Origin of the sequence: Roseateles hydrophilus (genome assembly GCF_026712245.1) — a bacterium.
Lineage (GTDB): Bacteria > Pseudomonadota > Gammaproteobacteria > Burkholderiales > Burkholderiaceae_C > Pelomonas > Pelomonas hydrophilus.
The window spans coordinates 731,895-753,112 of record NZ_JAPPUY010000002.1; the positions used below are offsets into that span (position 1 = coordinate 731,895).

General features: G+C 71.3%; 24 protein-coding genes. 10 read left to right on the top strand and 14 right to left on the bottom strand.

Features of this window, described 5'->3' with window-relative positions:
• Positions 1-3 precede the first annotated feature (3 nt).
• From NYO99_RS10465 to NYO99_RS10475, 3 genes are all read right to left on the bottom strand, one after another.
• Positions 4-360, bottom strand: a complete 357-nt coding sequence (locus NYO99_RS10465) for a hypothetical protein (protein WP_268167123.1) — start codon at positions 358-360, stop codon at positions 4-6.
• An 85-nt stretch (positions 361-445) separates the two neighbouring features.
• Entirely contained in the window at positions 446-1,114 is a 669-nt protein-coding gene (locus tag NYO99_RS10470) for a response regulator transcription factor (RefSeq protein ID WP_268167124.1), read from the bottom strand.
• On the bottom strand, positions 1,111-3,024 hold the full coding sequence (locus tag NYO99_RS10475; RefSeq protein ID WP_268167125.1) for a sensor histidine kinase: 1,914 nt from the start codon (positions 3,022-3,024) through the stop codon (positions 1,111-1,113). Before NYO99_RS10475 ends, NYO99_RS10470 begins: the two co-directional genes overlap by 4 nt.
• 168 nt (positions 3,025-3,192) lie before the next feature.
• Here NYO99_RS10475 and NYO99_RS10480 point away from each other — a divergent pair, with 168 nt between their 5' ends.
• The 6 genes from NYO99_RS10480 to NYO99_RS10505 all read left to right on the top strand — a co-directional run bounded on the left by NYO99_RS10480 (position 3,193) and on the right by NYO99_RS10505 (position 9,403).
• On the top strand, positions 3,193-4,191 hold the full coding sequence (locus tag NYO99_RS10480; RefSeq protein WP_268167126.1) for a TRAP transporter substrate-binding protein: 999 nt from the start codon (positions 3,193-3,195) through the stop codon (positions 4,189-4,191).
• A 38-nt stretch (positions 4,192-4,229) separates the two neighbouring features.
• Complete coding sequence (locus NYO99_RS10485; protein WP_268167127.1) at positions 4,230-4,850, top strand: ANTAR domain-containing response regulator; 621 nt, start codon at positions 4,230-4,232, stop codon at positions 4,848-4,850.
• Positions 4,851-5,209: 359 nt separating this feature from the next.
• Positions 5,210-6,460 carry a CmpA/NrtA family ABC transporter substrate-binding protein gene (locus NYO99_RS10490; RefSeq protein WP_268167128.1) on the top strand — a complete coding sequence of 417 codons (1,251 nt, stop codon included), beginning with the start codon at positions 5,210-5,212 and terminating at the stop codon, positions 6,458-6,460.
• 2 nt (positions 6,461-6,462) lie between these two features.
• A complete protein-coding gene (ntrB, locus tag NYO99_RS10495; protein WP_268167129.1) occupies positions 6,463-7,377 on the top strand; it encodes a nitrate ABC transporter permease in 915 nt (304 codons plus the stop codon).
• 131 nt (positions 7,378-7,508) lie between these two features.
• Positions 7,509-8,312 carry an ABC transporter ATP-binding protein gene (locus tag NYO99_RS10500; protein WP_268167130.1) on the top strand — a complete coding sequence of 268 codons (804 nt, stop codon included), beginning with the start codon at positions 7,509-7,511 and terminating at the stop codon, positions 8,310-8,312.
• 146 nt (positions 8,313-8,458) lie between these two features.
• Entirely contained in the window at positions 8,459-9,403 is a 945-nt protein-coding gene (locus NYO99_RS10505; protein ID WP_268167131.1) for an HD-GYP domain-containing protein, read from the top strand.
• A 12-nt stretch (positions 9,404-9,415) separates the two neighbouring features.
• Here NYO99_RS10505 and NYO99_RS10510 read toward each other — a convergent pair whose 3' ends face one another.
• From NYO99_RS10510 to NYO99_RS10545, 8 genes are all read right to left on the bottom strand, one after another.
• Positions 9,416-10,558, bottom strand: a complete 1,143-nt coding sequence (locus tag NYO99_RS10510; RefSeq protein ID WP_268167132.1) for an ATP-binding protein — start codon at positions 10,556-10,558, stop codon at positions 9,416-9,418.
• The gene (locus NYO99_RS10515) at positions 10,552-11,268 is read right to left on the bottom strand and encodes a response regulator (protein WP_268167133.1); all 717 of its coding nucleotides are present in this window, start codon (positions 11,266-11,268) and stop codon (positions 10,552-10,554) included. Before NYO99_RS10515 ends, NYO99_RS10510 begins: the two co-directional genes overlap by 7 nt.
• A 21-nt stretch (positions 11,269-11,289) precedes the next feature.
• Complete coding sequence (locus NYO99_RS10520) at positions 11,290-12,192, bottom strand: dioxygenase family protein (RefSeq protein WP_268167134.1); 903 nt, start codon at positions 12,190-12,192, stop codon at positions 11,290-11,292.
• Positions 12,193-12,293: 101 nt separating this feature from the next.
• Positions 12,294-13,064, bottom strand: coding sequence for a LytR/AlgR family response regulator transcription factor (locus NYO99_RS10525; RefSeq protein WP_268167135.1), 771 nt, complete (start codon positions 13,062-13,064; stop codon positions 12,294-12,296).
• Positions 13,065-13,077: 13 nt separating this feature from the next.
• Positions 13,078-14,133 (bottom strand): sensor histidine kinase, encoded by a 1,056-nt coding sequence (locus NYO99_RS10530; RefSeq protein ID WP_268167136.1) that lies wholly within the window; start codon positions 14,131-14,133, stop codon positions 13,078-13,080.
• Positions 14,130-15,233 (bottom strand): sensor histidine kinase, encoded by a 1,104-nt coding sequence (locus NYO99_RS10535; protein WP_268167137.1) that lies wholly within the window; start codon positions 15,231-15,233, stop codon positions 14,130-14,132. The genes NYO99_RS10530 and NYO99_RS10535 overlap by 4 nt, the downstream gene beginning before the upstream one ends.
• A 56-nt stretch (positions 15,234-15,289) precedes the next feature.
• Entirely contained in the window at positions 15,290-15,670 is a 381-nt protein-coding gene (locus NYO99_RS10540) for a PilZ domain-containing protein (protein WP_268167138.1), read from the bottom strand.
• Positions 15,671-15,701: 31 nt separating this feature from the next.
• Positions 15,702-16,136, bottom strand: a complete 435-nt coding sequence (locus NYO99_RS10545) for a hypothetical protein (protein WP_268167139.1) — start codon at positions 16,134-16,136, stop codon at positions 15,702-15,704.
• A 98-nt stretch (positions 16,137-16,234) separates the two neighbouring features.
• Between NYO99_RS10545 and NYO99_RS10550 the strand changes: the two genes are divergently transcribed.
• Genes NYO99_RS10550 through NYO99_RS10565 form a run of 4 tightly spaced genes read left to right on the top strand, consistent with a single transcriptional unit; the run spans position 16,235 to position 18,270 of the window.
• Entirely contained in the window at positions 16,235-16,810 is a 576-nt protein-coding gene (locus tag NYO99_RS10550; RefSeq protein WP_268167140.1) for a DUF1134 domain-containing protein, read from the top strand.
• Between the two features lie 3 nt (positions 16,811-16,813).
• A complete protein-coding gene (locus tag NYO99_RS10555) occupies positions 16,814-17,158 on the top strand; it encodes a nuclear transport factor 2 family protein (RefSeq protein ID WP_268167141.1) in 345 nt (114 codons plus the stop codon).
• 1 nt (position 17,159) lies between these two features.
• On the top strand, positions 17,160-17,738 hold the full coding sequence (locus NYO99_RS10560) for a hypothetical protein (RefSeq protein WP_268167142.1): 579 nt from the start codon (positions 17,160-17,162) through the stop codon (positions 17,736-17,738).
• 31 nt (positions 17,739-17,769) lie between these two features.
• Positions 17,770-18,270, top strand: coding sequence for a 3'-5' exonuclease (locus NYO99_RS10565; protein WP_268167143.1), 501 nt, complete (start codon positions 17,770-17,772; stop codon positions 18,268-18,270).
• Positions 18,271-18,309: 39 nt separating this feature from the next.
• Here NYO99_RS10565 and NYO99_RS10570 read toward each other — a convergent pair whose 3' ends face one another.
• From NYO99_RS10570 to NYO99_RS10580, 3 genes are read right to left on the bottom strand one after another with little or no spacing between them, the layout of a single operon-like run.
• Positions 18,310-18,669, bottom strand: coding sequence for a hypothetical protein (locus NYO99_RS10570; protein WP_268167144.1), 360 nt, complete (start codon positions 18,667-18,669; stop codon positions 18,310-18,312).
• A 15-nt stretch (positions 18,670-18,684) separates the two neighbouring features.
• Positions 18,685-20,184 (bottom strand): malonate--CoA ligase, encoded by a 1,500-nt coding sequence (locus NYO99_RS10575; RefSeq protein ID WP_268167145.1) that lies wholly within the window; start codon positions 20,182-20,184, stop codon positions 18,685-18,687.
• Between the two features lie 6 nt (positions 20,185-20,190).
• The gene (locus tag NYO99_RS10580) at positions 20,191-21,141 is read right to left on the bottom strand and encodes a Bug family tripartite tricarboxylate transporter substrate binding protein (protein WP_268167146.1); all 951 of its coding nucleotides are present in this window, start codon (positions 21,139-21,141) and stop codon (positions 20,191-20,193) included.
• Between the last annotated feature and the right edge of the window lie 77 nt (positions 21,142-21,218).

Sequence of the window (21,218 nt, forward strand, 5' to 3'; positions counted from 1 at the left end):
GGGTCAACGCACGACGCGGTCGGTCTCGAACGCGATGCTGGAGACGCTGCCGTCGGCGTTGCGCATGAAGCGCACACGGCGCAGGCCGTCGGGGCTGACGAGCAGTTCGTGGCCGGCGGCCTTCCAGTCTTCCAGCGGGCTCTCGTCCAGTGCCACGCCGACGCGGCGCATGCCGACATGGACCTTCAGCGTGCGGCCGTCTTCGAGCAGGTATTCGCCCTGCGCCTGGCGCAGCATCAGGCGCTCGCTGACGGCCGGGACGGTGGGCTCCTGGGCACTCGCGGGCGCGGTGGTCAGCGTCAGGGTGGCGAGCAGCGCGGCCGACAGGGTGAGCGGGCGCAGGGTGGACCAGGTCTTCATGGTGGGGTACTCCTTGGGTTTCCCGAGGCCAGTCGCCTCGGCATCTTTCCTAGTGCAAACCCCATGCCAGGCTTTCTACGGGTGTTTACCCGGGTTTTTGCCCCAGGACCGGGCCGGCCTGCGCCGGGTTGGTGACCGCCTGCCCCGCAATGAGGGTGGCGACCTCGGCGGCCGACCGCACGCCTAACTTCGCAAACACGCGCGCCCGGTGGACCTCCACGGTGCGGATGGACACGTTGAGCTCGTCAGCAATGATCTTGTTGAGCTTGCCGGCGGCCACGCGGGTCATGACCTCGCGCTCGCGCTCGGTCAGGCTGGCCAGCCGCGCGCTGCGCTCGGCCACCTGCGCGCCCTCGGCCTGCATGGCGGCGTCCACCGCCAGCGCCTGGGCGATGCGGTCGGCCAGCGCGTTGTCGCTGTAGGGCTTCTCCAGGAAGTCGAAGGCGCCCTTCTTCAGCGCATCCACCACCATGGGGATGTCGCCGTGGCCGGTCAGGAACAGCACGGGGTTGCGCAACTGGCGGGCCAACAGCTCATCGTGCAGCCGCGTGCCGCTCATGGGCTCCATGCGCACGTCCAGTAGAAAGATGCCTTTGGGCGGGCCGTGGCGCGGCATCTCCAGGTCCAGCGCGTCCAGCAGCGCCGGGCCGCTGGCGAAGGCGCGCACGTCCAGGCCGCGCGAGCGCATCAGGAAGGCCAGCGCGTCGCGCACGCCGGAGTCGTCGTCGACGAGGTGGACGGTGCCGTGGTTCATGTCAGTGTTCCCTGGGGTTCGTGCTCCGACGTCACGGGCAGGCTGAAGGAGAAGAGCGCGCCGCCGCCGGGCACGTCCTCGGCGTCCAGCACGCCGTGGTGGGCCTCGACGATGGAGCGGCAGATGGCCAGCCCCATGCCCATGCCCTCCGACTTGGTGGTGTAGAAGGGCGCGCACAACTGCTCGATGCGGCGGCCCTGCAGGCCGGGGCCGTTGTCGCGCACGTCGATGCGCACGAACTCGCCGGCCGCACGGCTGCTGACGGTGATGAGCCGCCCGCCGGGCTCGCGCGGGCGGGCCTGCAGCGCGTCGGCGGCGTTGCGCACGAGGTTGATGACGACCTGCTCGATCAGCACCGCATCGGCCTGCACGGCCGGGGCGCTGGCGGCCAGCGCCAGGTCCAGCGTGATGCCGCGGCGCTGGCAGTCGCGGCGCAGCAGGTCCAGCGCAGCGGTGATGACCTCGTGCAGCTCGCAGCGCTCGTGGCGCGGCTCGCGCCGCGTCAGGAACTCGCGGATGCGCGCCACGATGCGCCCGGCGTGCTCGGCCTGCTGGCCCAGGCGTTGCAGTGCGCCCAGCACCAGCTCGTCCTGCACGCCCAGCTTGGCCAGCGAGTTGCTGATGCCGGCGTTGTAGCTGGCGATGGCCGTCAGCGGCTGGTTCAGCTCGTGGGCCAGTGTGGAGGCCACCTCGCCCAGCATGGTCAGGCGCGCGTTGTGGGCGAGTGTTTCGACCTCGCGGCGCTCACGCTCCTCCAGCCGCTTGCGCTCGGTGATGTCGAGGATGGAGCCCATCCAGCCGATCTGGCGCCCGGCGGCGTCCACCAGCGGCGACTCGAACACCATCACCTCCACCGGCCGGCCCGAGGCGTGCTGCCAGCGGGCTTCGAAGCCCTCGCGCGGCGCGCCGCCGGCCAGGTTGCGGCGGTTGCGCTCGGTCAGCTCGTCCAGCGCGTCGGGCGGCCAGTAGGGCATGGGCGGCAGCTTGCCCACCATCTGCTCGGCGGGCACGCCCACCATCTCGCAAAAGGTGCGGTTCACGTAGAGCAGCCGGCCGTCGAAGTCGCGCGCGCGCAGGCCCACGAGGGCCGAGTCCTCCATCGCGCGGCGCCAGGCGGCCTCGGTGCGGCCGGCGAGCTCGGCCCGCTGCACGCGCCGCATCTGCCGCCGCAGCAGCCAGCTGGCCACGGCGATCAGCGGCAGGAAACCGGCCACCAGCACCAGCGCCAGCGGCCGCACGCCGTCCGGCAGCGGCTCGCGCAGCGTCAGCTCCAGCGCGGCGTCGGCCAGCGTGGCCTCGGCCAGCGGGCTGGCGCGCAGCGGGCCGGTCAGCGCCACGCGGTAGCTCGGGCGCTCGCCCTGGGCGGCGCGCAGCGGCGACTCGGTGCTGGACGCGATGACCTGGTCGGCGCTGTCCACCAGTTGCAGGTCGTACTTGCGGGCCAGCCACCAGGGCACGCCCAGTTTGAGCAGCAGCGCGGGCGCGTAGCGCACCACGAGCACGCCGTCGGGCCCGACCGGCGCGGTCAGGTGCAGCGACAGGCCGTCCTCGTAGCGGCTGGCCGTGGCCTGGGCCGGCACCTCGGCCAGCACGCGGTTGCGCGCGTCCAGCCAGGTGACCGACTGCCACAGCCGGCGCAGGCCGGCGTTGACCTCGGGCTGCGCCGACAGCAGCGCGGCGCTGGGAGGGCGGCCGGCCAGTGCCGCGGCCAGCTGGCGCAGGTGGGCCAGCTCCTCGTCGATGCGGCCGCGCAGCTGGACCTCGGTGCTGAGGGCGTCGGAGATCAGCGTCTGGCGCTGCGTCTCGCGCTCCTCGATGCCGTTGGCCCGCACCCAGGCCAGCACGCCCAGCACGAAGACCAGCGACAGCGCCAGCGGCGCCAGCCACAGGTGGCGGGTGAGGGCGTTCATGGCAGCGCCCCCGGGCCGGCCGGGCGGGGGCAGGCGGGCCGGTGGCGGTGGGGCGCGGCGGTCATGCCGGCAGTCTAAGAAGTCCGGGCGCGGGCGGCGATGTGGAACTCCACAGCGGCCCCCCGCAGCAGCGCGCCCAAAATCACGCCACAAGACAAGGAGACCGGCATGCAGCGCCGTCATCTGCTGGCCGCCGCACTGGCCCTGCCCGGGGCCGGCCGCGCGCAGGCGCCCATCGTCATCAAGTTCAGCCACGTGGTGGCGCCCGACACGCCCAAGGGCAAGGCGGCGCTGCGCTTCAAGGCGCTGGCCGAGGCGCGCACGGGCGGCCGCGTGCGCGTGGAGGTCTACCCCGACAGCCAGCTCTACAAGGACAAGGAGGAGATGGAGGCCTTGCAGCTGGGCAGCGTCCAGATGCTGGCGCCGTCGCTGGCCAAGTTCGGGCCGCTGGGGGTCAAGGAGTTCGAGGTCTTCGACCTGCCGTTCCTGTTCAAGGACACCGAGGCCTTCCGCGCCGTCACCGACGGCCCGCTGGGCGCGGAGCTGCTGCGCCGGCTGGAGGCCAAGGGCATCAAGGGCCTGGCCTACTGGGACAACGGCTTCCAGATCATGAGCGCCAACCGGCCGCTGCGCCAGGTGAGCGATTTCAAGGGGCTGAAGATGCGCATCCAGTCCAGCAAGGTGCTGGACGCGCAGATGCGAGCTTTGGGCGCCATCCCGCAGGTGATGGCCTTCAGCGAGCTGCGCCAGGCGCTGCAGACCGGGCTGGTGGACGGCACCGAGGGCGTGCCCAGCAACTTCCTGACGCAGAAGATCCACGAGCTGCAGAAGCACATGACGCTGTCCAACCACGGGCACCTGGCCTATGCGGTCATCGTCAACAAGAAGTTCTGGGACGGCCTGCCGGCCGACGTACGCACCGCGTTGGACGGCGCACTGAAAGAGGCCACGACCTACGCCAACGCCATTGCCAGCACCGAGAACGAGGCGGCGCTCGCGTCCATCCGCGCCAGCGGCCGCACGCGCATGCACACGCTGACGCCGGCCGAGCTGGAGGCCTGGCGCGAGGCGCTGATGCCGGTGCACCAGGAGATGACCTCGCGCCTGGGGCAGGCCACCATCACGGCGGCCTACCGGGCGGCGGGGTTTGTCGCACCGTCGCGGTGAGCAGGCACCAAGGCACGCTTATTGCACTACGTCCGTGCATGGACACGCCCTCATTCCCCCTGCCGGGCCTGCGCGTGCTGCTGGCGGATGCCGGCCAGCGCCGCAGCCCGGTCATCCGCCTGGAGCTCATCCGGCTGCGCTGCCAGCTCGTTGATGTGCTGGATCTTGTCGCCGAGCCCGACGCGCTGGCGCTCACGCTGGCCCGCCAGGCGCCCGAGCTGCTGTTGATCGACTGCGAGCAGCCCACACCGGCGCTGCTGGCGCAGCTGTCCGAGGCGCAGGCCCGCCAGCCACGGCCGGTGCTGCTGGTGGCCGAGCAGATGTCGCCCGCGCAGATGCGCGCGGCGCTGCAGGCCGGCGTCAGCGCGCTGCAGCTGGCCGGGCTGCCGCCGCAGCGCCTGGGCGCGCTGCTGCAGCTGGCGCTGGCCCGCTTCGAGCATGACCAGGCGCTGCACGCCGAGCTGCGCCACACCCAGACCCAGCTGGCCGAGCGCAAGCTGGTGGAGCGCGCGCGCGGCATCCTGATGCGTGAGCAGGGGCTGGACGAGGAGGCCGCCTTCCAGCGCCTGCGCCAGCTGGCCATGACGGGCGGCCAGACGCTGGCCAGCGTGGCCTCGCGCCTCATCGACGCCGACCAGCTGCTGCGCCCGCGCCAGTAGCCCGGCGCGCACCGCGATCGCGCGCCTTCTCCGCCTTGGGGCGCCACGCACCAACATTCACGACCCCTGCACGAACGGGAACGCACCGGCATTGCGCAAACCGCACGCCGGGGCGGCCGCATGGCGCCAAGCGTGTGCGAAAGCAGCGCGTCAGCAGCACGCAAAAGCTGGCACGCAACCTGCTGAAAGAAGGGCGAGGCCTGCAATGGCGCAGGCCTCTCGGGCCAGCCGGCATTGACTCGGCTGGCACTTCGGGACAACGGCGTCCGACCTCCCCCATTGCATCCTCGCTGCTGGCCAGCGTGGGCGAGCGCGTGGCCGCGACGGCGTTGAGCCCCAGATTGACTCAGGAGCCCGTGATGACCGCCTTCGATAACTCGACGACCACGCCCCACCCGCAGCGCCGCAGCCTGCTCGCCGCCGCGGCCGCCTTGCCCTTCGCCGGCCTTGCCGGTGGCGGCTGGGCGCAGGGCTCCGACAAGCCCGAAAAGGAAGAAGTCAAGATCGGCTTCATCCCGCTGACCGACTGCGCCAGCGTCGTGATGGCCTCGGTGCTGGGCTTCGACAAGAAGTACGGCATCAAGATCATCCCCACCAAGGAAGCCTCCTGGGCCGGCGTGCGGGACAAGCTGGTCAACGGCGAGCTGGACATGTCGCACGTGCTGTATGGCCTGATCTACGGCGTGCACCTCGGCCTGGGCGGTCCCAAGAAGGACATGGCCATGCTGATGAACCTGAACAACAACGGTCAGGCCATCACGCTGTCCAAGGCCCTGGCCGACAAGGGCGCGGTGGACGGCCCGTCGCTGGCCAAGGTGATGGCCGCCAACCCGCGTGAGTACACCTTCGCCGGCACCTTCCCGACCGGCACGCACGCGATGTGGATGCACTACTGGCTGGCCGCCGCGGGCATCAACCCGTTGAGCGGCGCCAAGCTCATCACCGTGCCGCCGCCGCAGATGGTGGCCAACATGCGCGTGGGCAACATGGACGGCTTCTGCGTCGGTGAGCCCTGGAACCACCGCGCCATCATGGACGGCATCGGCATCACCGCCAACACGACGCAGGACGTCTGGAAGGACCATCCCGAGAAGGTGCTGGGCACGACGGCCGAGTTCGTCAAGAAGTACCCCAACACCTGCCGCGCCGTGATCATGGCCGTGCTGGAGGCCAGCCGCTGGATCGACGCCAGCCTGTCCAACAAGCTCAAGATGGCCGAGACGGTGGCGCAGAAGGCCTACATCAACACCGGCGTCGATGCGATCAACCAGCGCATCCTGGGCCGCTACCAGAACGGCCTGGGCAAGACCTGGGACGACCCCAACCACATGAAGTTCTTCAACGACGGCGCGGTGAACTACCCGTATCTGTCGGACGGCATGTGGTTCCTGACCCAGCACAAGCGCTGGGGCCTGCTGAAGAGCCACCCCGACTACCTGGGCGTGGCCAAGCAGATCAACCAGACGGCGCTCTACAAGCAGGCGGCCGGCGCCCTCGGCATCAGCATCCCCAAGAGTGACTTCCGCAGCGCCAAGCTGATGGACGGCGTGGTGTGGGACGGCAAGGACCCGGCGAAGTACGCCGACAGCTTCAAGATCAAGGCGGCCTGATCATGGTTTCAGCAGTTTTCCATTCGCCGCGGGACACCGCCTCGCCCGCTGCCAGCGCAGCGGCCACGCCGGTGGCTGCGGTCAGCCGCCCCGCCAGCCCCGCTGCCGAGCAGGCCAAGCCCAAGCCGCCCCGGCGGCCGTTTGACGGTCGCGGCCTGGCGCTGCGCGTGCTGCCGCCGGTGCTCAGCATCGCGCTGCTCATCGGGCTGTGGGCGCTGGCCACGATGAAAGGCGGCTCGTTTCCAACCCCGGCGGCCACCTTCGATGCCGCCGTGCAGCTGTTCTCAGATCCGTTCTACCGCAACGGTCCGAACGACCAAGGCATAGGCTGGAACATCCTGAATTCGCTGGGCCGCGTGGGCATGGGCTTCGGCCTGGCCGCGCTCGTTGGCATCCCGCTGGGCTTCATCATCGGCCGCTTCGAGTTCGCCAGCCGCATGGTGTCGCCGCTGATCGCGCTGCTCAAGCCGGTGTCGCCGCTGGCCTGGCTGCCCATCGGCCTGCTGGCGTTCAAGAGCGCCAACCCGGCAGCCATCTGGACCATCTTCATCTGCTCCATCTGGCCCATGGTGGTGAACACGGCGGTGGGCGTGCAGCGCGTGCCGCAGGACTACCTGAACGTCGCCCGCGTGCTCAAGCTCAGCGAGTGGAAGGTCATCACGCGCATCCTGCTGCCCGCGGTGCTGCCCTATGTGCTGACCGGCGTGCGCCTGTCGGTGGGCACGGCCTGGCTGGTCATCGTCGCGGCCGAGATGCTGACCGGCGGCGTGGGCATCGGCTTCTGGGTCTGGGACGAGTGGAACAACCTGAACGTCGCGCACATCATCATCGCCATCGTCGTCATCGGCACCGTCGGGCTGTTGCTCGAGTGGCTGCTGCTGACGCTGGCCAAGCAGTTCACGTTCGACGATCACTAGTCCACCCCCTACCGGCTTCGCCGGCCCCCTCCAGGGGGCGACGCTGGCGGCCCGGCAGAGCCGGTGCCGCGGCGTCCGCTGGAGAAGGCACGACACGCCTTCTCCCTGACCTCGAATCCACAGGAGTTGCCATGACCGCACGCCCCTTCATTCAAGTCCAGAACGCCGAGATGGTGTTCACCACCCGCAAGGGCCGTTTCCATGCGCTGCAGAACGTCAGCCTGGACGTGCAGCGCGGCGAGTTCATCACGCTGATCGGCCACTCGGGCTGCGGCAAGTCCACGCTGCTCAACCTCATCGCCGGCCTGCTGACGCCCACCGAGGGCGCGCTGATCTGTGACGGCCGCGAGATTGCCGCGCCCGGCCCCGAGCGCGCCGTCGTGTTCCAGAACCACTCGCTGCTGCCCTGGCTGTCCTGCATGGACAACGTGCTGCTGGCGGTGGAGTCGGTGTTCGGTGGCAAGGAGAGCGCTGCCCAGCTCAAGGTGCGCGCCCGCGCCGCGCTGGAGCTGGTGGGCATGAGCCATGCGCTGCACAAACGCCCGCACGAGATCTCGGGTGGCATGAAGCAGCGCGTGGGCATCGCCCGGGCGCTGGCCATGGAGCCCAAGGTGCTGCTGATGGACGAGCCCTTCGGCGCGCTGGACGCGCTGACCCGCGCCAAGCTGCAGGACGAGCTGCTGAAGATCGTTGCCCGCACGCAGAGCACGGTCATCATGGTCACGCACGACGTCGACGAGGCCGTGCTGCTGAGCGACCGCATCGTCATGATGACCAACGGCCCGGCCGCCACCATCGGCGAGATCCTGGCGGTGGACATTCCCCGCCCGCGCGTGCGGGTGGAGCTGGCGGAAGACGCACGCTACATCGCCGCCCGCAAGGAGGTCATCGACTTCCTCTACACGCGGCACGCCCACGTCGAGCAGGCTGCCTGAGTCCCCGCGCGCCCGGGCCCGCCAGCGGGCCCGATTTGCGGTCGGATTTGGCGACGCCGGCCATCCTGTGCGTCGGCCGGGCCACGGGGGTACACGGCGGGCGGCGGCGCCTCTAGCATCGAAGCCCTGACGCGAAGGAGCCCCGCATGGCGCACGACGACCCCCGCCCAGACCACCCCACGCTCGGCCGCTGGCATGCGCTGCAAACGCTGGCCGACCGGCTGGAAGCGCTGTTGCGCACCCCCGAGGCCGTGGACGACTTTCCCGCAGCGCTGCACGCCGCCACGCGCGAGCTGGACCGCCTCATGGCGGAGGACGTCGACCTGGGGGTGTTCGAGGTCGTGCGCATCAGCCCCGACAAGCTGTCCCGCTACGGCTCGCTGCACTCGCTGCACACCGCCTGTGTGGTGTGGCTGGTGGCCCACCGCAAGGAATGGGCGCAGACCAAGCGGCTCAGCGCGCTGAGCGCGGCGCTGACCATGAACATCGCCGTCACCGACCTGCAGACCACGCTGGCGCTGCAGGCCGGCCCGCTGGCCGATGCCCAGCGCGAGCGCATGAACCAGCACCCGCTGGACAGCGAGCGGCTGCTGCGCAGCCTGGGCGTGCAGGACGAGGACTGGCTGGCTGCCGTGGCCCAGCACCACGAGCAGCCCGATGGCCAGGGCTATCCGCAGGGCCTGGTGCGCATGACCGACCTGGCCGACGTGCTGCGCACCTGCGATGTCTTCTGCGCCAAGATGAGCCCGCGCACCGGCCGCCCGGCCATGCTCAGCCCCACGGCGGCGCTGTCCATCTTCCACCAGCGCAGCGCCAACAAGTTCGGCGCCTCGGTGGTCAGCACCATCGGCGTGTTCCCACCGGGGGCGCTGGTGGCGCTGAACACGGGCGAGCAGGCCATCGTGACGGCGCGCACCACCGACCCGCTGCGCCCCATGGTGGCGCTGCTGACCGACGAGCACGGCCAGCCGCTGGACGCGCCGGTCAGCGCCGCCACGGGCAAGGATGCCGGCCGGCCGGTGGCCGGTGCGGCCAAGGACGCCAGCCTGGCGGGCCTGTTCCCGCCGACCGATGTGCTGCGCACCCGCTGAGCGCGGACGGGGCTAGAACACCACCTCTGCCCGCAGCCCGCCCTCGGGCCGGTTGGCCAGCACCAGCACGGCGCCCTGGCGGCGCACCAACTGCTGGGCGATGTACAGCCCCAGGCCGGTGCCGCCGGTCTCGCGGTTGCGCGAGCCTTCCACGCGGCGGAAGGGCTGGCGCACCCGCTCCAGCTCGGCCTCGGGGATGCCGGGGCCGTCGTCCTCCACCACCAGCCGCGTGACGCCGGCCGACAGCGCCACGCTGACGCGCGCATTGCCGGCGTAGCGCAGCGCGTTGCCGACGAGGTTGTCCACCACGCGGCGCAGCGCCACCGGGTCGGCCGTGATGACCGCCGCCGGGCCGTCGAAGCTGACGGCCGCGCCGGTCTCGGCGAGGTCATCCACCACCGACTGGGCCAGCGCCGCCAGGTCCACGCGCTGCGGCCGGGCGACCTCGCTGGGCCGGAACACCTCGATGACGCTCTCCACCAGCCGGTTCATCTCGCGCAGGTCGTCGATGCAGCGCTCGCGCACCTTGGCCTCCACCTCACCGGTTTCCAGCCGCAGCCGCATGCGCGTCAGCGGCGTGCGCAGGTCGTGCGAGATCGCGGCGATCATGAGCCCGCGCTCCTCGAACTGGCCGCTCAGCTCGGCCGCCATGCGGTTGAACACGGCCGCGGCTTCGCGCACCTCGCGGGTGCCGTCGTCCTCGGCCAGCACGGGCGCCGCGCGGCCCTGCGCCAGCGCCGGGGTGAGCTGGCGCGCGGCGTCCACCAGCCGGCGCACCGGCCGCGCCAGCCAGCGCGAGCCCCACCACGCGGCCAGCGCGATGACGAGCAGCCGCACGCCATAGTCCAGCAGGCTGGCCGACAGCGGCAGGCTGGGCGGCAGCGAAGGGAAGGTGGGCATGCGCCCGCGCAGCTGCGGGCCGGCGGCGCCGTCCGGGCGCGGCGGCGGGGCGGGCAGGTCGAAGTCGTCGTGCGGCGGCGGCGGGCCGCGGTCGGCCATGCGTGGCGGCGGGCCGGCGCCGTCGATGCGGGAGAAATCCATCAGCGTCTGCGTCACCAGGCCCCAGGCGGCCAGGTGGCTGAGCGCCAGCGCCGCCCACATCAGCAGGAACAGCCGCAGGCCGAGGTGGTCCCAGTGGCGCCAGGACTTCAACATGCGGTGACCTCGGCGTCGAACAGGTAGCCCTCGCCGCGCACGGTGCGGATCAGCGCGGGCTCGCGCGCGGTGTCGCCGAGCTTGGCGCGCAGCCGCGAGACGGCCAGGTCGATGCTGCGGTCGTTGACCTCCACGCCGGGCGCGCGGGTCAGCTCGATGAGCTGGTCGCGGCTGAGCACGCGGCCCGGCCGCTGCACGAAGGCGGCCAGCAGCCGGAACTCGGCGCTGGACAGCGCGATGCCCACGTCCTCGGCGCTGATGAGTTGGCGCGTCATGCGGTCGAAGCGCCAGCGGCCGAAGCGCAGCAGCCGCGTGTCGTCGGCCACGCCGCCGGCTTGGCCCTTGGTGGCGCGGCGCACCAGCGCCTGCAGCCGGGCGACGAGCTCGCGCGGCTCGAAGGGCTTGGCAAGGTAGTCATCGGCGCCCAGCTCCAGGCCGACGACGCGGCTCATCGTGTCGCCGCGCGCCGTCAGCATCAGCACCGGTGGCGCGTCGGGTTGACGGCCCAGCCAGCGCAGCAGCGCCAGGCCGTCCTCGCCGGGCAGCATCAGGTCCAGCACGATGACATCAGGCCGCGCCAGCGCCAGCAGCTGGCGCATGGCCTGGCCGTCCGCCGCCGCGCTGACCCGCCAGCCAAAGCCTTCCAGGTAGGCCGTCAGCGTGGTGCGGATCTCGGCGTCGTCGTCGACGACCAGGCAATGTCCGATCATGGATGAACCTTTGTGCGGCGCTCAGGCCGAGATGCCCACCCGCAAGGTGGCCACGTAGCCGGCGCTGACCGAGCCGGTGACGGTGCAGAGCTGCGTGCTGTAGCCGTCGCTGAAGATGCCGTCGCTGGACAGGCTGATGGCGTTGTTGTTGGCCGCGCTGTTGCCATAGCCGCTGGTGGCGTAGACGGCGGTGTTGACGTCCGACGGGAAGCACAGCTGCGAGGTGCGCAGCTTGTTGTTCCAGTTGGTGGCCGTGTTGGCGCTGCGGTAGATCTCGAAGTGCATGTGCGGCACGCGGCCGGCGTAGCAGCCGGGGTAGATGGTCTGGAACACCGCCGTGCCGTCGGTGCCGGTGGACTGCACGCCGCGCAGGTAGTTCTCGCCGGTCACGCCGCTGGAGTACATGGAGTAGCGGCCCAGCGCGTCGCAATGCCAGAGGTAGATGGCATAGCCGGACAGGTCGGCGCAGGACGCGTTGGTGTTCACAAGCTCGATGATGACCTGAAGCGGCACGCCCGTGGCCGTGCCGGTGGCACCGGCGATGCTGCTGCGGATGTCGCTGCGCACGATGCCGGTCAGCGCCAGCGCGTTGGCGATGCTGCCGTTGGACGTGTTGGAACCGTCGCCGGGGTAGGGGCCGGCGGTCTCCTCGGGCACGACCGAGCAGCCGCTGGTGGTCGTGGTGCCGCCGGAGGACGAGCTGCCGCCGCTGGAGCTGCTGGATCCCGACGATGACGACGTGCTGCTGCCCGCCTCGCTGCCCCCGCCGCCGCAGCCGCTCAGGCACAGCGCGCTGCCGCCGGCCAGGCCGGCCGCGCCGGCACCCAGCAGCCAGCGCAGCGCGCCGCGGCGCTGCAGGGCCTGCTGCTGCAGGCGGCTCAGGTCGTGGGCCAGGCCCAGATCGTGGTCGTGGTCGTGGTGCATGTGGGTCTCCTTCACCGTGTCGATGAAGGCATTGCACCGCCCGGGTATGTCGGGCAGATCGGCAGATTGTGTCGGCCCGGAAACACGCGCCGCGCGCGACCTCACATCTGCCGGAACAGGTGGGCGCAGCTCTCGGCCACCAGCAGCGTCTCGCTGCCGTGCTTGAGCTTGATCTGCATGCGGCCGCGGAAGTCGCGGCTGACGCTGCCGATCGCATGCACGTTGACCAGCGTGGAGCGGTGGATCTGCCAGAACTGCTGCGGGTCCAGCTCGTCGATGAGCTCCTTGAGCGGCTTGCGGATCAGCGCCTCGCCGTCCTTCAGCGCCAGCCGCGTGTACTTGTTGTCGCTCTGGAAGAACATCACCTCGTCCACCGTGATGAGGCGCAGCGTCTGCCCCACCGACGCGTTGATCCAGCGCAGCGGCGCCCGCGCGGCCGAGGGCGCGGGCCGGGCGCTGAGCTGCTCCAGCACGCCGCCCAGGGCGGCCGGCGGCTGGCCCTGACCCAGCCGCGCCTTCAGCCGCGAGATGGCGGTGAACAGCCGCGCGCCGGCCAGCGGCTTGAGCAGGTAGTCCACCGCGCCCTGGTCGAACGCGGCGACCGCGTACTGGTCGTAGGCCGTCACGAACACCACATGGGCGCGGCCGCCTACCTGGCGGGCCACCTCCAGGCCGGTGGCGCCGGGCATCTCGATGTCGAGGAACAGGATGTCGGGGCGGTGCTGGTCCAGCAGGCGCAGCGCCTCCAGCCCGTCGGTGGCCTCGCCGACGATGGCCAGCTCGGGCCACAGGCGGCTCAGCTGTTCGACCAGTTCGCCGCGCAGGGCGGCCTCGTCCTCGGCAACAACGGCGGTGGGGGCAAGCAGGTTCATGGGGCGTGGCCGGTCATGGCAGGTCCAGGCGGAATTCGGTGTGGCCGTCGTGGCTGTGGCAGCTCAGGCGGCCGCCCAGCACGGTGATGCGCTCGCGCAGCGCGGCGAGCTCGGCGTCTTCCGCGCACAGGCCGGGCCGGTCGAAGCGCAGCCGCAGCGGCGGGCCGGCCTCCAGCCAGCAGCGCGTCGGCGCGTCCAGGCGCATCGCGCGCTGCACCAGCGGCAGCAGCAGCATGGGCGGCAGGCATTGGCCCGCGCGCTCGCCGAGATGGGCCTCGAACGCGGGCGGGTGGCCGTGCAGGTCGCGCAGCAGCGCCAGGTGGCTGTCGATCAGCTCGGCCTCGCTGTGCAGCGTGGCGCCGGCCTCGCGCAGGCGTGGCAGCGCCACGCGCAGGTGGCGGATCAGCCGCTCCAGCCGTTCGCTGGCATCGCCCGCCTGGCGGGCATAGGCCTGCTCGACGGACACCAGCGCGTCAAACAGCAGGCCCGGCTCCACCTGCGCCTGCAGCGTGGCCAGCCGCGAGGCCAGCGCCTGGCGCCGCAGCTCGGCATGCTCGCGCAGCAGCGTCTGCACCGCTTCGCCCTGGCGCTGGCGGCGCGAGCGGGTGTCCATCATGAAGAACACCAGCAGGGAGGGCAGCGTCACCCACAGCGCATCGCCCAGCAGCGTGGGCACGCTGATGGTGCTGCACGGCGGCTTGCCGGCCTGGGCGGCGACGACATCGCACATCGACGGCCAGTCCAGCCACTGCATCAGCAGCGTGGAGGCGGCCACGCCCAGCAGCGCGCCCAGCAGCACGGCACCGATGAGGCTGCGCAGGCGCGCCGCCCCCTGCAGCGCCGAGCGCGACACCGGCAGCCAGCACAGCATCAGCATCAGCGCGGTGAGCTGTGGCACAAGGAACTGGCGCGCCAGCACCTGGGGCAGCAGTTCGCCGTCGACGCGCTTCTCCAGCATGGCGCTCAGGTCGATGGCGCCGAACAGCAGCGCCACGCAGACGAACAGGGTCAGCTCGCGGCGGCGCACCGAGCGCCAGGCGCGCCAGATCGCGTGCAGCCGGCCGCTCATGCCGATGCTCCCGCCAGCGCGGCCGGCGGCAGCCGCACCCGTGCGACGACGCCATGGGGCTGCGCGGCCGCCAGCTCCAGCGTCGCGGCGTCGCCGAACAGCGCGGCCAGGCGGGCACGCGTGTTGGCCAGGCCGACGCCCGCGCCGCCGCTGGCGCCGCCGAAGCCGGCGCCGTTGTCCTGCACCTCGACCACCAGCCCGCCGGCGCCGTCGGCACGGGCCTGGATGTCGATGCGCCCGCCCTCGGGCAGCGGCGACAGGCCGTGCTTGATCGCGTTCTCCACCAGCGTCGGCAGCACCAGCGTGGGCAGGCGGGCGCGCAGCAGCGTGGCATCGGCGTCGATGTCGAAGCGCAGCCGCTCGCCCATGCGCATCTGCAGGATGGCCAGGTAATGGCGCACCAGCGCCAGCTCGTCGGCCAGCGTGCTCTCCTGGCGGCGCATGCCGGGCAGCGCGGCGCGCAGGTAGGCGATCAGCGCCTGCAGCATGTGGCGGCCGCGCTCGGGGTGGGTCTCGTACAGGCGCTTGACATTGGCCAGCGTGTTGAACAGGAAGTGCGGTTCGATCTGCGCGTTCAGCGCCGACAGCTGGGCCTCGGTCTGTTGCGTCTGCAGGGCGTCACGCTCGCGGGCCAGCTGGTGCAGCGCCAGGCGCTGGGCGCGCTCGGCCCGGTACTGCAACAGCAGCGCGTAGGTCACGCCGCCGAAGGCGCACCAGATCGTCAGCGTGTAGGCCACCCAAGACGGGCGCAGGTGCGGCGAGCCGTTCTCCAGCGTGACCACCGCAAAGCGCAGCAGGACGCCCAGCCCGGCGCCGGCCAGCACGGCGGCCGCGCGCAGCGCCAGCGCCGTGCGGCCTTGCCAGCGCGTGGCAGCCAGCAGCGCCTCGGCGGCGCCGGCCAGCAGCAGCAGGCTCAGGCCGCTCAGCAGCGCCTGGCGGGTGAAGCGGTTGATGCTGTAGAGCGTGTCGCCCAGCGGCTCGCCGTCGCCCAGCCAGGTCAGGCCGCGCGAGGTCGCGTAGAGCAGGCAGAAGTAGTAGACCGCCGCCAGCACGCGCAGATTGCACACGCGGCGGAAGGCCTGCAGTGGGGTGTCCTCCATGGCCGGCATTGTGGGTGCCGGGCCGCGCCCGCGTGGCGCGATGCGACGGAACCGGCTCAGGCCGCGCCAGCCCCGGCGATCAGCGCCTTGAGTTCGCGTTCCGAGGCCGCCGGGTCGCCCAGGTTGACCTCGATGAGCCGGCGCAGGTGCGTGATGGATTCCAGGTCGATGCTGCGGCACAGCACGCCGGCATGCGCCCCTTCCACATGCGCCAGCTCGCCAGCCATCGCGATGGCGACCTCCGCCTCGGCGCTGCCCAGCGGCAGCTTGACGAGGCAGGGCATGCCCGCTTGAGCCGTGGCGCCGTCGGGCAGCTGCAGCAGCACGCCCTTGAGCGAGATGTCGAGCACCTGGCAGCGCCATTGCGCCTGCGTGGTGATCAGCTCGGCGCCGGCAGCGAAGGCGATGCGGGCGAATTGGCGGCGGTTGTTGCTCATGAGGGCTCCCGAGGGGCGGCGTGCGCCGATGCTAGACGAAGGGCTCCAGCGTGTCGGCGCCGCCGAACACCGTGCTGTGCTCGACGGCCTGCTGCAGGCGCGCGGGCGCCAGCGAGGCCAGGCCCATCGCCTCCAGCATGAACCAGGATGCGCGCAGGTAGGCGACGATGTCCTCGCGGGTGGCGTCGGTGTGCATGGGCTCGTCGTCCCAGTCGCGGGCGGGCGTCTCGCGCGTGGCGACGACGGACGGCCGGTGCGCGCGCGCGATGCGGGCCAGCAGCTCGCGGGTGTCCACGGTGGCGCTGGGCACATCGATGAGGCGCATCAGGTCGCCCAGCTGTTGCTCGGCCGCCGCCGCGAGCAGCCGCGCCGCCTGGTCGGCCCCGCCGGCCAGGTAGAGCCCGGCGGCGAGGTCGACATATTCGAGGGCGGCGGACAGCCTTTGCAGGTCGGGATTGCTCGACATGGGCGCGGAGTCTAGGGGGTGGCAAGAGGCCGTGACCGGCCAAAGTTCACAGCGCGATGTTTATGCTGGCGTCTCTCCGGGTATGCCTGAGGACCGCCATGACTGACCGCCGCCAACACCTGCAACACCTTGCCGCCCTGGCCCTGACGCCCGCACTGCCCGCGCTGGCCGCCGGCGACGACAAGGCTGCCAGCACCTACGACGAGGACTCCATCCTGAAGGCCGCCACCGAGTTCTTCGGCCAGACCACCGAAGGCCTGGCCAAGGTCATCGAGAAAGCCTTCAAGGAGCAGGGGCGACCCAATGCCTACATCAAGGGCCAGGAGGCCGGTGCCGCGCTGACCGTGGGCGTTCGCTATGGCGAGGGTGATCTGCTGATGAAGGGCGGTGGCGGCGGCAGGGTGTTCTGGGCCGGGCCGTCCATCGGCTTCGACGTCGGCGCCAACGCGGCCAAGGTGTTCACGCTGGTGTACCGGCTGCCCAAGGCGTCGGCCATCTACCAGCGCTTCCCCGGCGTGGACGGCAGCCTCTACTACGTTGGCGGCGCGGGCATCAACTACCAGCGCCTGAACGGCATCACGCTGGCGCCCATCCGCCTGGGCGTGGGCCTGCGCGCGGGCGCCAGCGTGGGTTACCTGCACTACCGCCGCGAGAAGAGCATCAACCCGTTCTGAGTCATGACGTCCACCCCGTTGCAGACCGTGCAGGCCTACCTGGCCGCCTACGCCGCGCGTGACCTGGCCGCTGTCGAGCCCCTGCTGGCCGAGTCCGTCACGCTGCGCGACTGGAAGATCCGCGTCGTCGGCAAGGCCGCGGCGCTGGCCGAGACGCGCAAGAACTTCGACGCCGTGCAGCACCTGCGCATCGACGTGCTGGCGGCCTACGAGCGCGCGGGCGGCGTGGCGGCAGAGCTGGCCATCGTCATCGACGGGCAGGACACGCTGCATGTGGTCGATGTGTTCGAGTTCGGCGCCGATGGCCGCATTGCGGCGATCCGGGCCTTCATCGGCCGTGGTGACTGACATGAGCGCACAGACCGGCGGGCTGGGGGAGCGCGTGCTGGCGCTGGTGGTGCAGCCGCCCGAGCCGACGCTGCACACGGTGTCGCGGCCAGCGGATGCGGCCGCGCGCGCCATCGACGCGGCGGCGGCCAAGGCTGCGCTGGCCGCCGGCACGCTGGCGCTGCCGCCCGGGCCGCTGGGCTGGGCCACCATTGCGCCGGAGATGCTGGCCGTCTGGCACATCCAGCGCCAACTGGTGGCTGACATCGCGGCGCTGTACGGCCGCAGCGCCGAGCTGGGGCCATCGCAGATGCTGTGGTGCCTGTTCCGCCACACGGCCGCCCAGGCGCTGCGCGACCTGGGCGTGCGGGTGGGGGAGCGCGTCATCGTGCGGCCGGCGGCGCAGGCTTTGCTGCAGCGTGCGGCGGCGGCCGTGGGCGTGCAGCTGGGCAAACAGGCCGCGGGCCGGGCGCTGTCGCGCTGGGTGCCGCTGGCCGGTGCGGCGGGCGTGGGTGCCTATGCGTGGTGGGACACGCGCCAGGTCGGGCGGGCGGCGCAGCAGCTGTTTGAACGGGAGAGCGTCATTGACAACCCTGTGTGACATGCCCGCGCGGCCTGACACACTCCGGCCGATGCAAGTGCTGCCCACCATCCTCGACATCGAAGCCTCGGGCTTCGGCCGCGGCAGCTACCCCATCGAGATCGGCTACAGCACCGGCGATGGCGCGCTGTTCTGCTGCCTGGTGCGCCCGGAGGACGACTGGGTGCACTGGGATGCCGCTGCCGAGGCGCTGCACGGCATCGGCCGCGAGCTGCTGCTCCAGCGCGGCCGCCCGGCGCGCTGGGTGGGCGAACAGCTCAACACGCGGCTGCGCGGTCAGACGGTCTACTGCGACGGCTGGGGCCACGACTTCACGTGGCTGAACCGGCTCTACGACGCGGCCGGCCTGCGGCCCAGCTTCAAGCTCGACGACCTGCGCAAGCTGCTCAGCGAGAGCGAGGCCGAGCGCTGGAAGAGCGTCACCGAGGCCGTGCGCGCGCGCCAGCAGCTCACCCGGCACCGGGCCAGCAGCGATGCGCGGGTGTTGCAGCTGGCGCTGGGTGAGGTGAAGGCGCTGGGTGTTGCCCGATGAGAAGCCTGCCTCGCTAGAAGGCGTGAATGCTGCCGGCTTTCAAAGCCAGCTCAGCGACAACACGGGCCAGACTGCGACGGCTGCGACCGTGAACAGGGTGAGAACGAGCGCGGCATACCAGCGGATGCCGGATTGCAGGCTTGGTGGCAGCCTGCCCACGATCTTGCTGCGCGGCTGCAAGTTCCCGCGCTCCGGGTGGAACCAGATGCAGGCACAGAGCAGTGCCCAGGGACCGGCGATGACAGGCCCCGCGAGCGCGGCGGCGACGAAGGCAAGGTTCGGCGGCGCCAGACGGAACGTCGCGAAGGCCAGTGCCATGCTCACCACCGACACACCCAGCAGCTGCCAGCGGTGGACGAACCAGCGACTGGCGATGGAAGACAAGAAGGCGGGCGACATGCGTGGTAAATCTATCTAGGCGAACAACCCCGCGTACTGCTCCCGCAGCAGCTTCTTCTGCACCTTGCCCATCGCGTTGCGCGGCAGCTCGGGCAGCACGACGATGCGCTTGGGCACCTTGAAGCTGGCGATGCGGCCTTTCAGCGCGCGGATCAGCGCGTCGGGGTCGGGCTGGCCGGCGGGTGTGATGACGGCCACCACGGCCTCGCCGAAGTCCGGGTGTGGCACGCCGATGACGGCGGACTCGCCCACGCCGGGCAGCTCGTTCAGGAAGCCTTCCACTTCGGCAGGGTAGACGTTGAAGCCGCCGCTGATGACGAGGTCCTTGCTGCGGCCGATCAGCGTCAGATAGCCGCGCGCATCCAGCCGGCCGACGTCGCCGGTCTTGAACCAGCCATCCGCGGTGAACTCCTCGGCCGTCTTCTCGGGCATCTGCCAGTAGCCGCTGAACACATTGGGCCCGCGCACCTGCACGTGGCCGATCTCATCCACCGCGCAGGGCTGGCCGTCGTCGCGCAGCACGCGCAGGCCCACCCCAGGCAGCGCCGGGCCCACGGTGCCGCCCACGCGCTCGCCGTCTTCGGGGCGGCAGGGGTTGGAGGTCAGCATCAGCGTCTCGCTCATGCCGTAGCGCTCCAGGATGAGGTGGCCGGTGCGGGCCTGCCACTCGCGCCAGGTGTCGATCAGCAGCGGCGCCGAGCCGCTGACGAACAGCCGCATGCGGCGCACGTCCAGCACCGGCTCCTGCAGCAGGCGCACGTACATGGTGGGCACGCCCATGAACAGCGTGGCCTCGGGCAGGCGCGGGGCGACGGCCTTGGCCTCGAACTTGTTTAGCCACAGCATCTTGCTGCCGTTCAGCAACGCGCCGTTGATGGCGACGAACAGGCCGTGGATGTGGAAGATGGGCAGCGCGTGCAGCAGCACGTCGTCGGCCCGCCAGTCCCAGTGGCGCTGCAGCGTGCGGGCGCCCGACAGCAGATTGCCGTGGCTGAGCATGGCGCCCTTGCTGCGGCCGGTGGTGCCACTGGTGTAGAGGATGGCGGCCAGGTCGCCCGGTGCGTTGGTGGCCGGCGTGTGCACATCGCTCATCTGGGCGGCGCGGTCCAGCAGCGTGCCGCTGCGGTCGTCGTTGAGCGTGAACACCCAGCGCACGCCGCGCTGGAAGGCCAGCTTGCTGACCCAGCCGAAATGCTTGCCCGCGCAGACGACGAAGCCCGGCGCCGCGTCGGTGATGAAGTGCTCCAGCTCGCTGGCCTGGTAGGCCGGGTTCAGCGGCAGGTACACCAGGCCGGCGCGCAGCACGGCGAGGTACAGGATCAGGCCCTCGACGCTTTTGTCGGCATGCACCGCGACGCGGCTGCCGGCGGGCAGGTCCAGCCGGCCCAGCCAGTTGGCCAGCATGGCGCTGCCGCGCTCCAGGTCGCGCCAGCTGTAGAGGGCGCCGTCGTGGTCGACGGCGGTCGAGTCCAGGTCGGCCGGGAAGCCGGCGCGCAGGGCCGCGTACAGGTTCATCGGGGATCAGTCCAGCTTGGCGTTGGAGCGCTTGACGACCTCGGCCCAGCGCTTGGTCTCGGCGCTGACGAACTGGCCAAAGGCGTCGCCATAGAGGTTGGGCGTTTCGGCGCCCAGGCCGTTCCAGAGCGTGCGGATCTCGTCAGTGGCGAACACCTTGCGCAGCTCGGCCTGCATCGCGGCGATGGCCTCACGCGGCGTGCCCTTGGGCGCCCACAGGCCATACCAGGTGGCCACCTCGTAGCCGGGCACGCCGGCCTCGGCCGCGGTGGGCACGTCGGGGAAGCCCACGGCGCGCTTGCTACCGGCCACAGCCAGCGCCTTGACGCGGCCGGCCTTGATGTGGGCGGCTGAGGAGCCCAGGCCGTCGAACATCAGGTCCACCTGGCCCGCGATCAGGTCCTGCAGCGCCGGGCCGGCGCCGCGGTAGGGGATGTGGGTGATGAAGGTCTTGGTGTGCAGCTTGAACAGCTCGCCCGCGAGGTGGTGCGAGGTGCCGTTGCCGGCCGAGCCGTAGTTCAGCCGCCCGGGCTTGGCCCGCACGTCGGCAAGAAAGCCCTTGAGGTCGGTCACGGGCACCTTGCCGGGGTGAACGACGATGACCTGCGGCACGCTGGCCAGCAGGGCCACGGGGATGAAGTCTTCTTCCAGCCGGTACTCCAGCCGCGGGTACATGGCCGGTGCGATGGTGTGGTGCACCGCGCCCATGAAGAAGTTCGTGCCGTCTGGCGCCAGCTTTGCAGCCAGCCCGGCGCCCACCGTGCCGCCGGCACCGCCCTTGTTGTCGATCAGCACCTGCCGTCCCATCTGGCGCGTCAGGGCCGCCGTCAGCGGGCGGGCGAAGGCGTCCGTGCCACCCCCGGCCGGGAAGGGCACGATCCAGGTGTGGGGCTTGGCACCCTGGGCCTGGGCCAGCCAGGGGCTCAACATCAGGGGCAGCAGCACGCGGCGCTTCATCGGGTTGTCTCCGGTGGTTTTGTGCGCGCGATTATGGGGAGCTGCCCGGGCTTGGGCGTCAGGGTTTGCCGGCCGGT

What these genes read in the sequence shown, in the direction of transcription:
- NYO99_RS10505 (WP_268167131.1), top strand. Translation starts at nt 8,459, where the DNA reads ATGGCGCACGACGACCCCCGCCCAGACCACCCCACGCTCGGCCGCTGG.
- NYO99_RS10535 (WP_268167137.1), bottom strand. Translation starts at nt 15,233, where the DNA reads ATGGAGGACACCCCACTGCAGGCCTTCCGCCGCGTGTGCAATCTGCGC.
- NYO99_RS10475 (WP_268167125.1), bottom strand. Translation starts at nt 3,024, where the DNA reads ATGAACGCCCTCACCCGCCACCTGTGGCTGGCGCCGCTGGCGCTGTCG.
- NYO99_RS10565 (WP_268167143.1), top strand. Translation starts at nt 17,770, where the DNA reads ATGCAAGTGCTGCCCACCATCCTCGACATCGAAGCCTCGGGCTTCGGC.
- NYO99_RS10555 (WP_268167141.1), top strand. Translation starts at nt 16,814, where the DNA reads ATGACGTCCACCCCGTTGCAGACCGTGCAGGCCTACCTGGCCGCCTAC.
- NYO99_RS10490 (WP_268167128.1), top strand. Translation starts at nt 5,210, where the DNA reads ATGACCGCCTTCGATAACTCGACGACCACGCCCCACCCGCAGCGCCGC.
- NYO99_RS10575 (WP_268167145.1), bottom strand. Translation starts at nt 20,184, where the DNA reads ATGAACCTGTACGCGGCCCTGCGCGCCGGCTTCCCGGCCGACCTGGAC.
- NYO99_RS10515 (WP_268167133.1), bottom strand. Translation starts at nt 11,268, where the DNA reads ATGATCGGACATTGCCTGGTCGTCGACGACGACGCCGAGATCCGCACC.
- NYO99_RS10470 (WP_268167124.1), bottom strand. Translation starts at nt 1,114, where the DNA reads ATGAACCACGGCACCGTCCACCTCGTCGACGACGACTCCGGCGTGCGC.
- NYO99_RS10465 (WP_268167123.1), bottom strand. Translation starts at nt 360, where the DNA reads ATGAAGACCTGGTCCACCCTGCGCCCGCTCACCCTGTCGGCCGCGCTG.
- NYO99_RS10560 (WP_268167142.1), top strand. Translation starts at nt 17,160, where the DNA reads ATGAGCGCACAGACCGGCGGGCTGGGGGAGCGCGTGCTGGCGCTGGTG.
- NYO99_RS10540 (WP_268167138.1), bottom strand. Translation starts at nt 15,670, where the DNA reads ATGAGCAACAACCGCCGCCAATTCGCCCGCATCGCCTTCGCTGCCGGC.
- ntrB (WP_268167129.1), top strand. Translation starts at nt 6,463, where the DNA reads ATGGTTTCAGCAGTTTTCCATTCGCCGCGGGACACCGCCTCGCCCGCT.
- NYO99_RS10530 (WP_268167136.1), bottom strand. Translation starts at nt 14,133, where the DNA reads ATGAGCGGCCGGCTGCACGCGATCTGGCGCGCCTGGCGCTCGGTGCGC.
- NYO99_RS10580 (WP_268167146.1), bottom strand. Translation starts at nt 21,141, where the DNA reads ATGAAGCGCCGCGTGCTGCTGCCCCTGATGTTGAGCCCCTGGCTGGCC.
- NYO99_RS10510 (WP_268167132.1), bottom strand. Translation starts at nt 10,558, where the DNA reads ATGTTGAAGTCCTGGCGCCACTGGGACCACCTCGGCCTGCGGCTGTTC.
- NYO99_RS10570 (WP_268167144.1), bottom strand. Translation starts at nt 18,669, where the DNA reads ATGTCGCCCGCCTTCTTGTCTTCCATCGCCAGTCGCTGGTTCGTCCAC.
- NYO99_RS10525 (WP_268167135.1), bottom strand. Translation starts at nt 13,064, where the DNA reads ATGAACCTGCTTGCCCCCACCGCCGTTGTTGCCGAGGACGAGGCCGCC.
- NYO99_RS10520 (WP_268167134.1), bottom strand. Translation starts at nt 12,192, where the DNA reads ATGCACCACGACCACGACCACGATCTGGGCCTGGCCCACGACCTGAGC.
- NYO99_RS10485 (WP_268167127.1), top strand. Translation starts at nt 4,230, where the DNA reads ATGGACACGCCCTCATTCCCCCTGCCGGGCCTGCGCGTGCTGCTGGCG.
- NYO99_RS10545 (WP_268167139.1), bottom strand. Translation starts at nt 16,136, where the DNA reads ATGTCGAGCAATCCCGACCTGCAAAGGCTGTCCGCCGCCCTCGAATAT.
- NYO99_RS10550 (WP_268167140.1), top strand. Translation starts at nt 16,235, where the DNA reads ATGACTGACCGCCGCCAACACCTGCAACACCTTGCCGCCCTGGCCCTG.
- NYO99_RS10500 (WP_268167130.1), top strand. Translation starts at nt 7,509, where the DNA reads ATGACCGCACGCCCCTTCATTCAAGTCCAGAACGCCGAGATGGTGTTC.
- NYO99_RS10480 (WP_268167126.1), top strand. Translation starts at nt 3,193, where the DNA reads ATGCAGCGCCGTCATCTGCTGGCCGCCGCACTGGCCCTGCCCGGGGCC.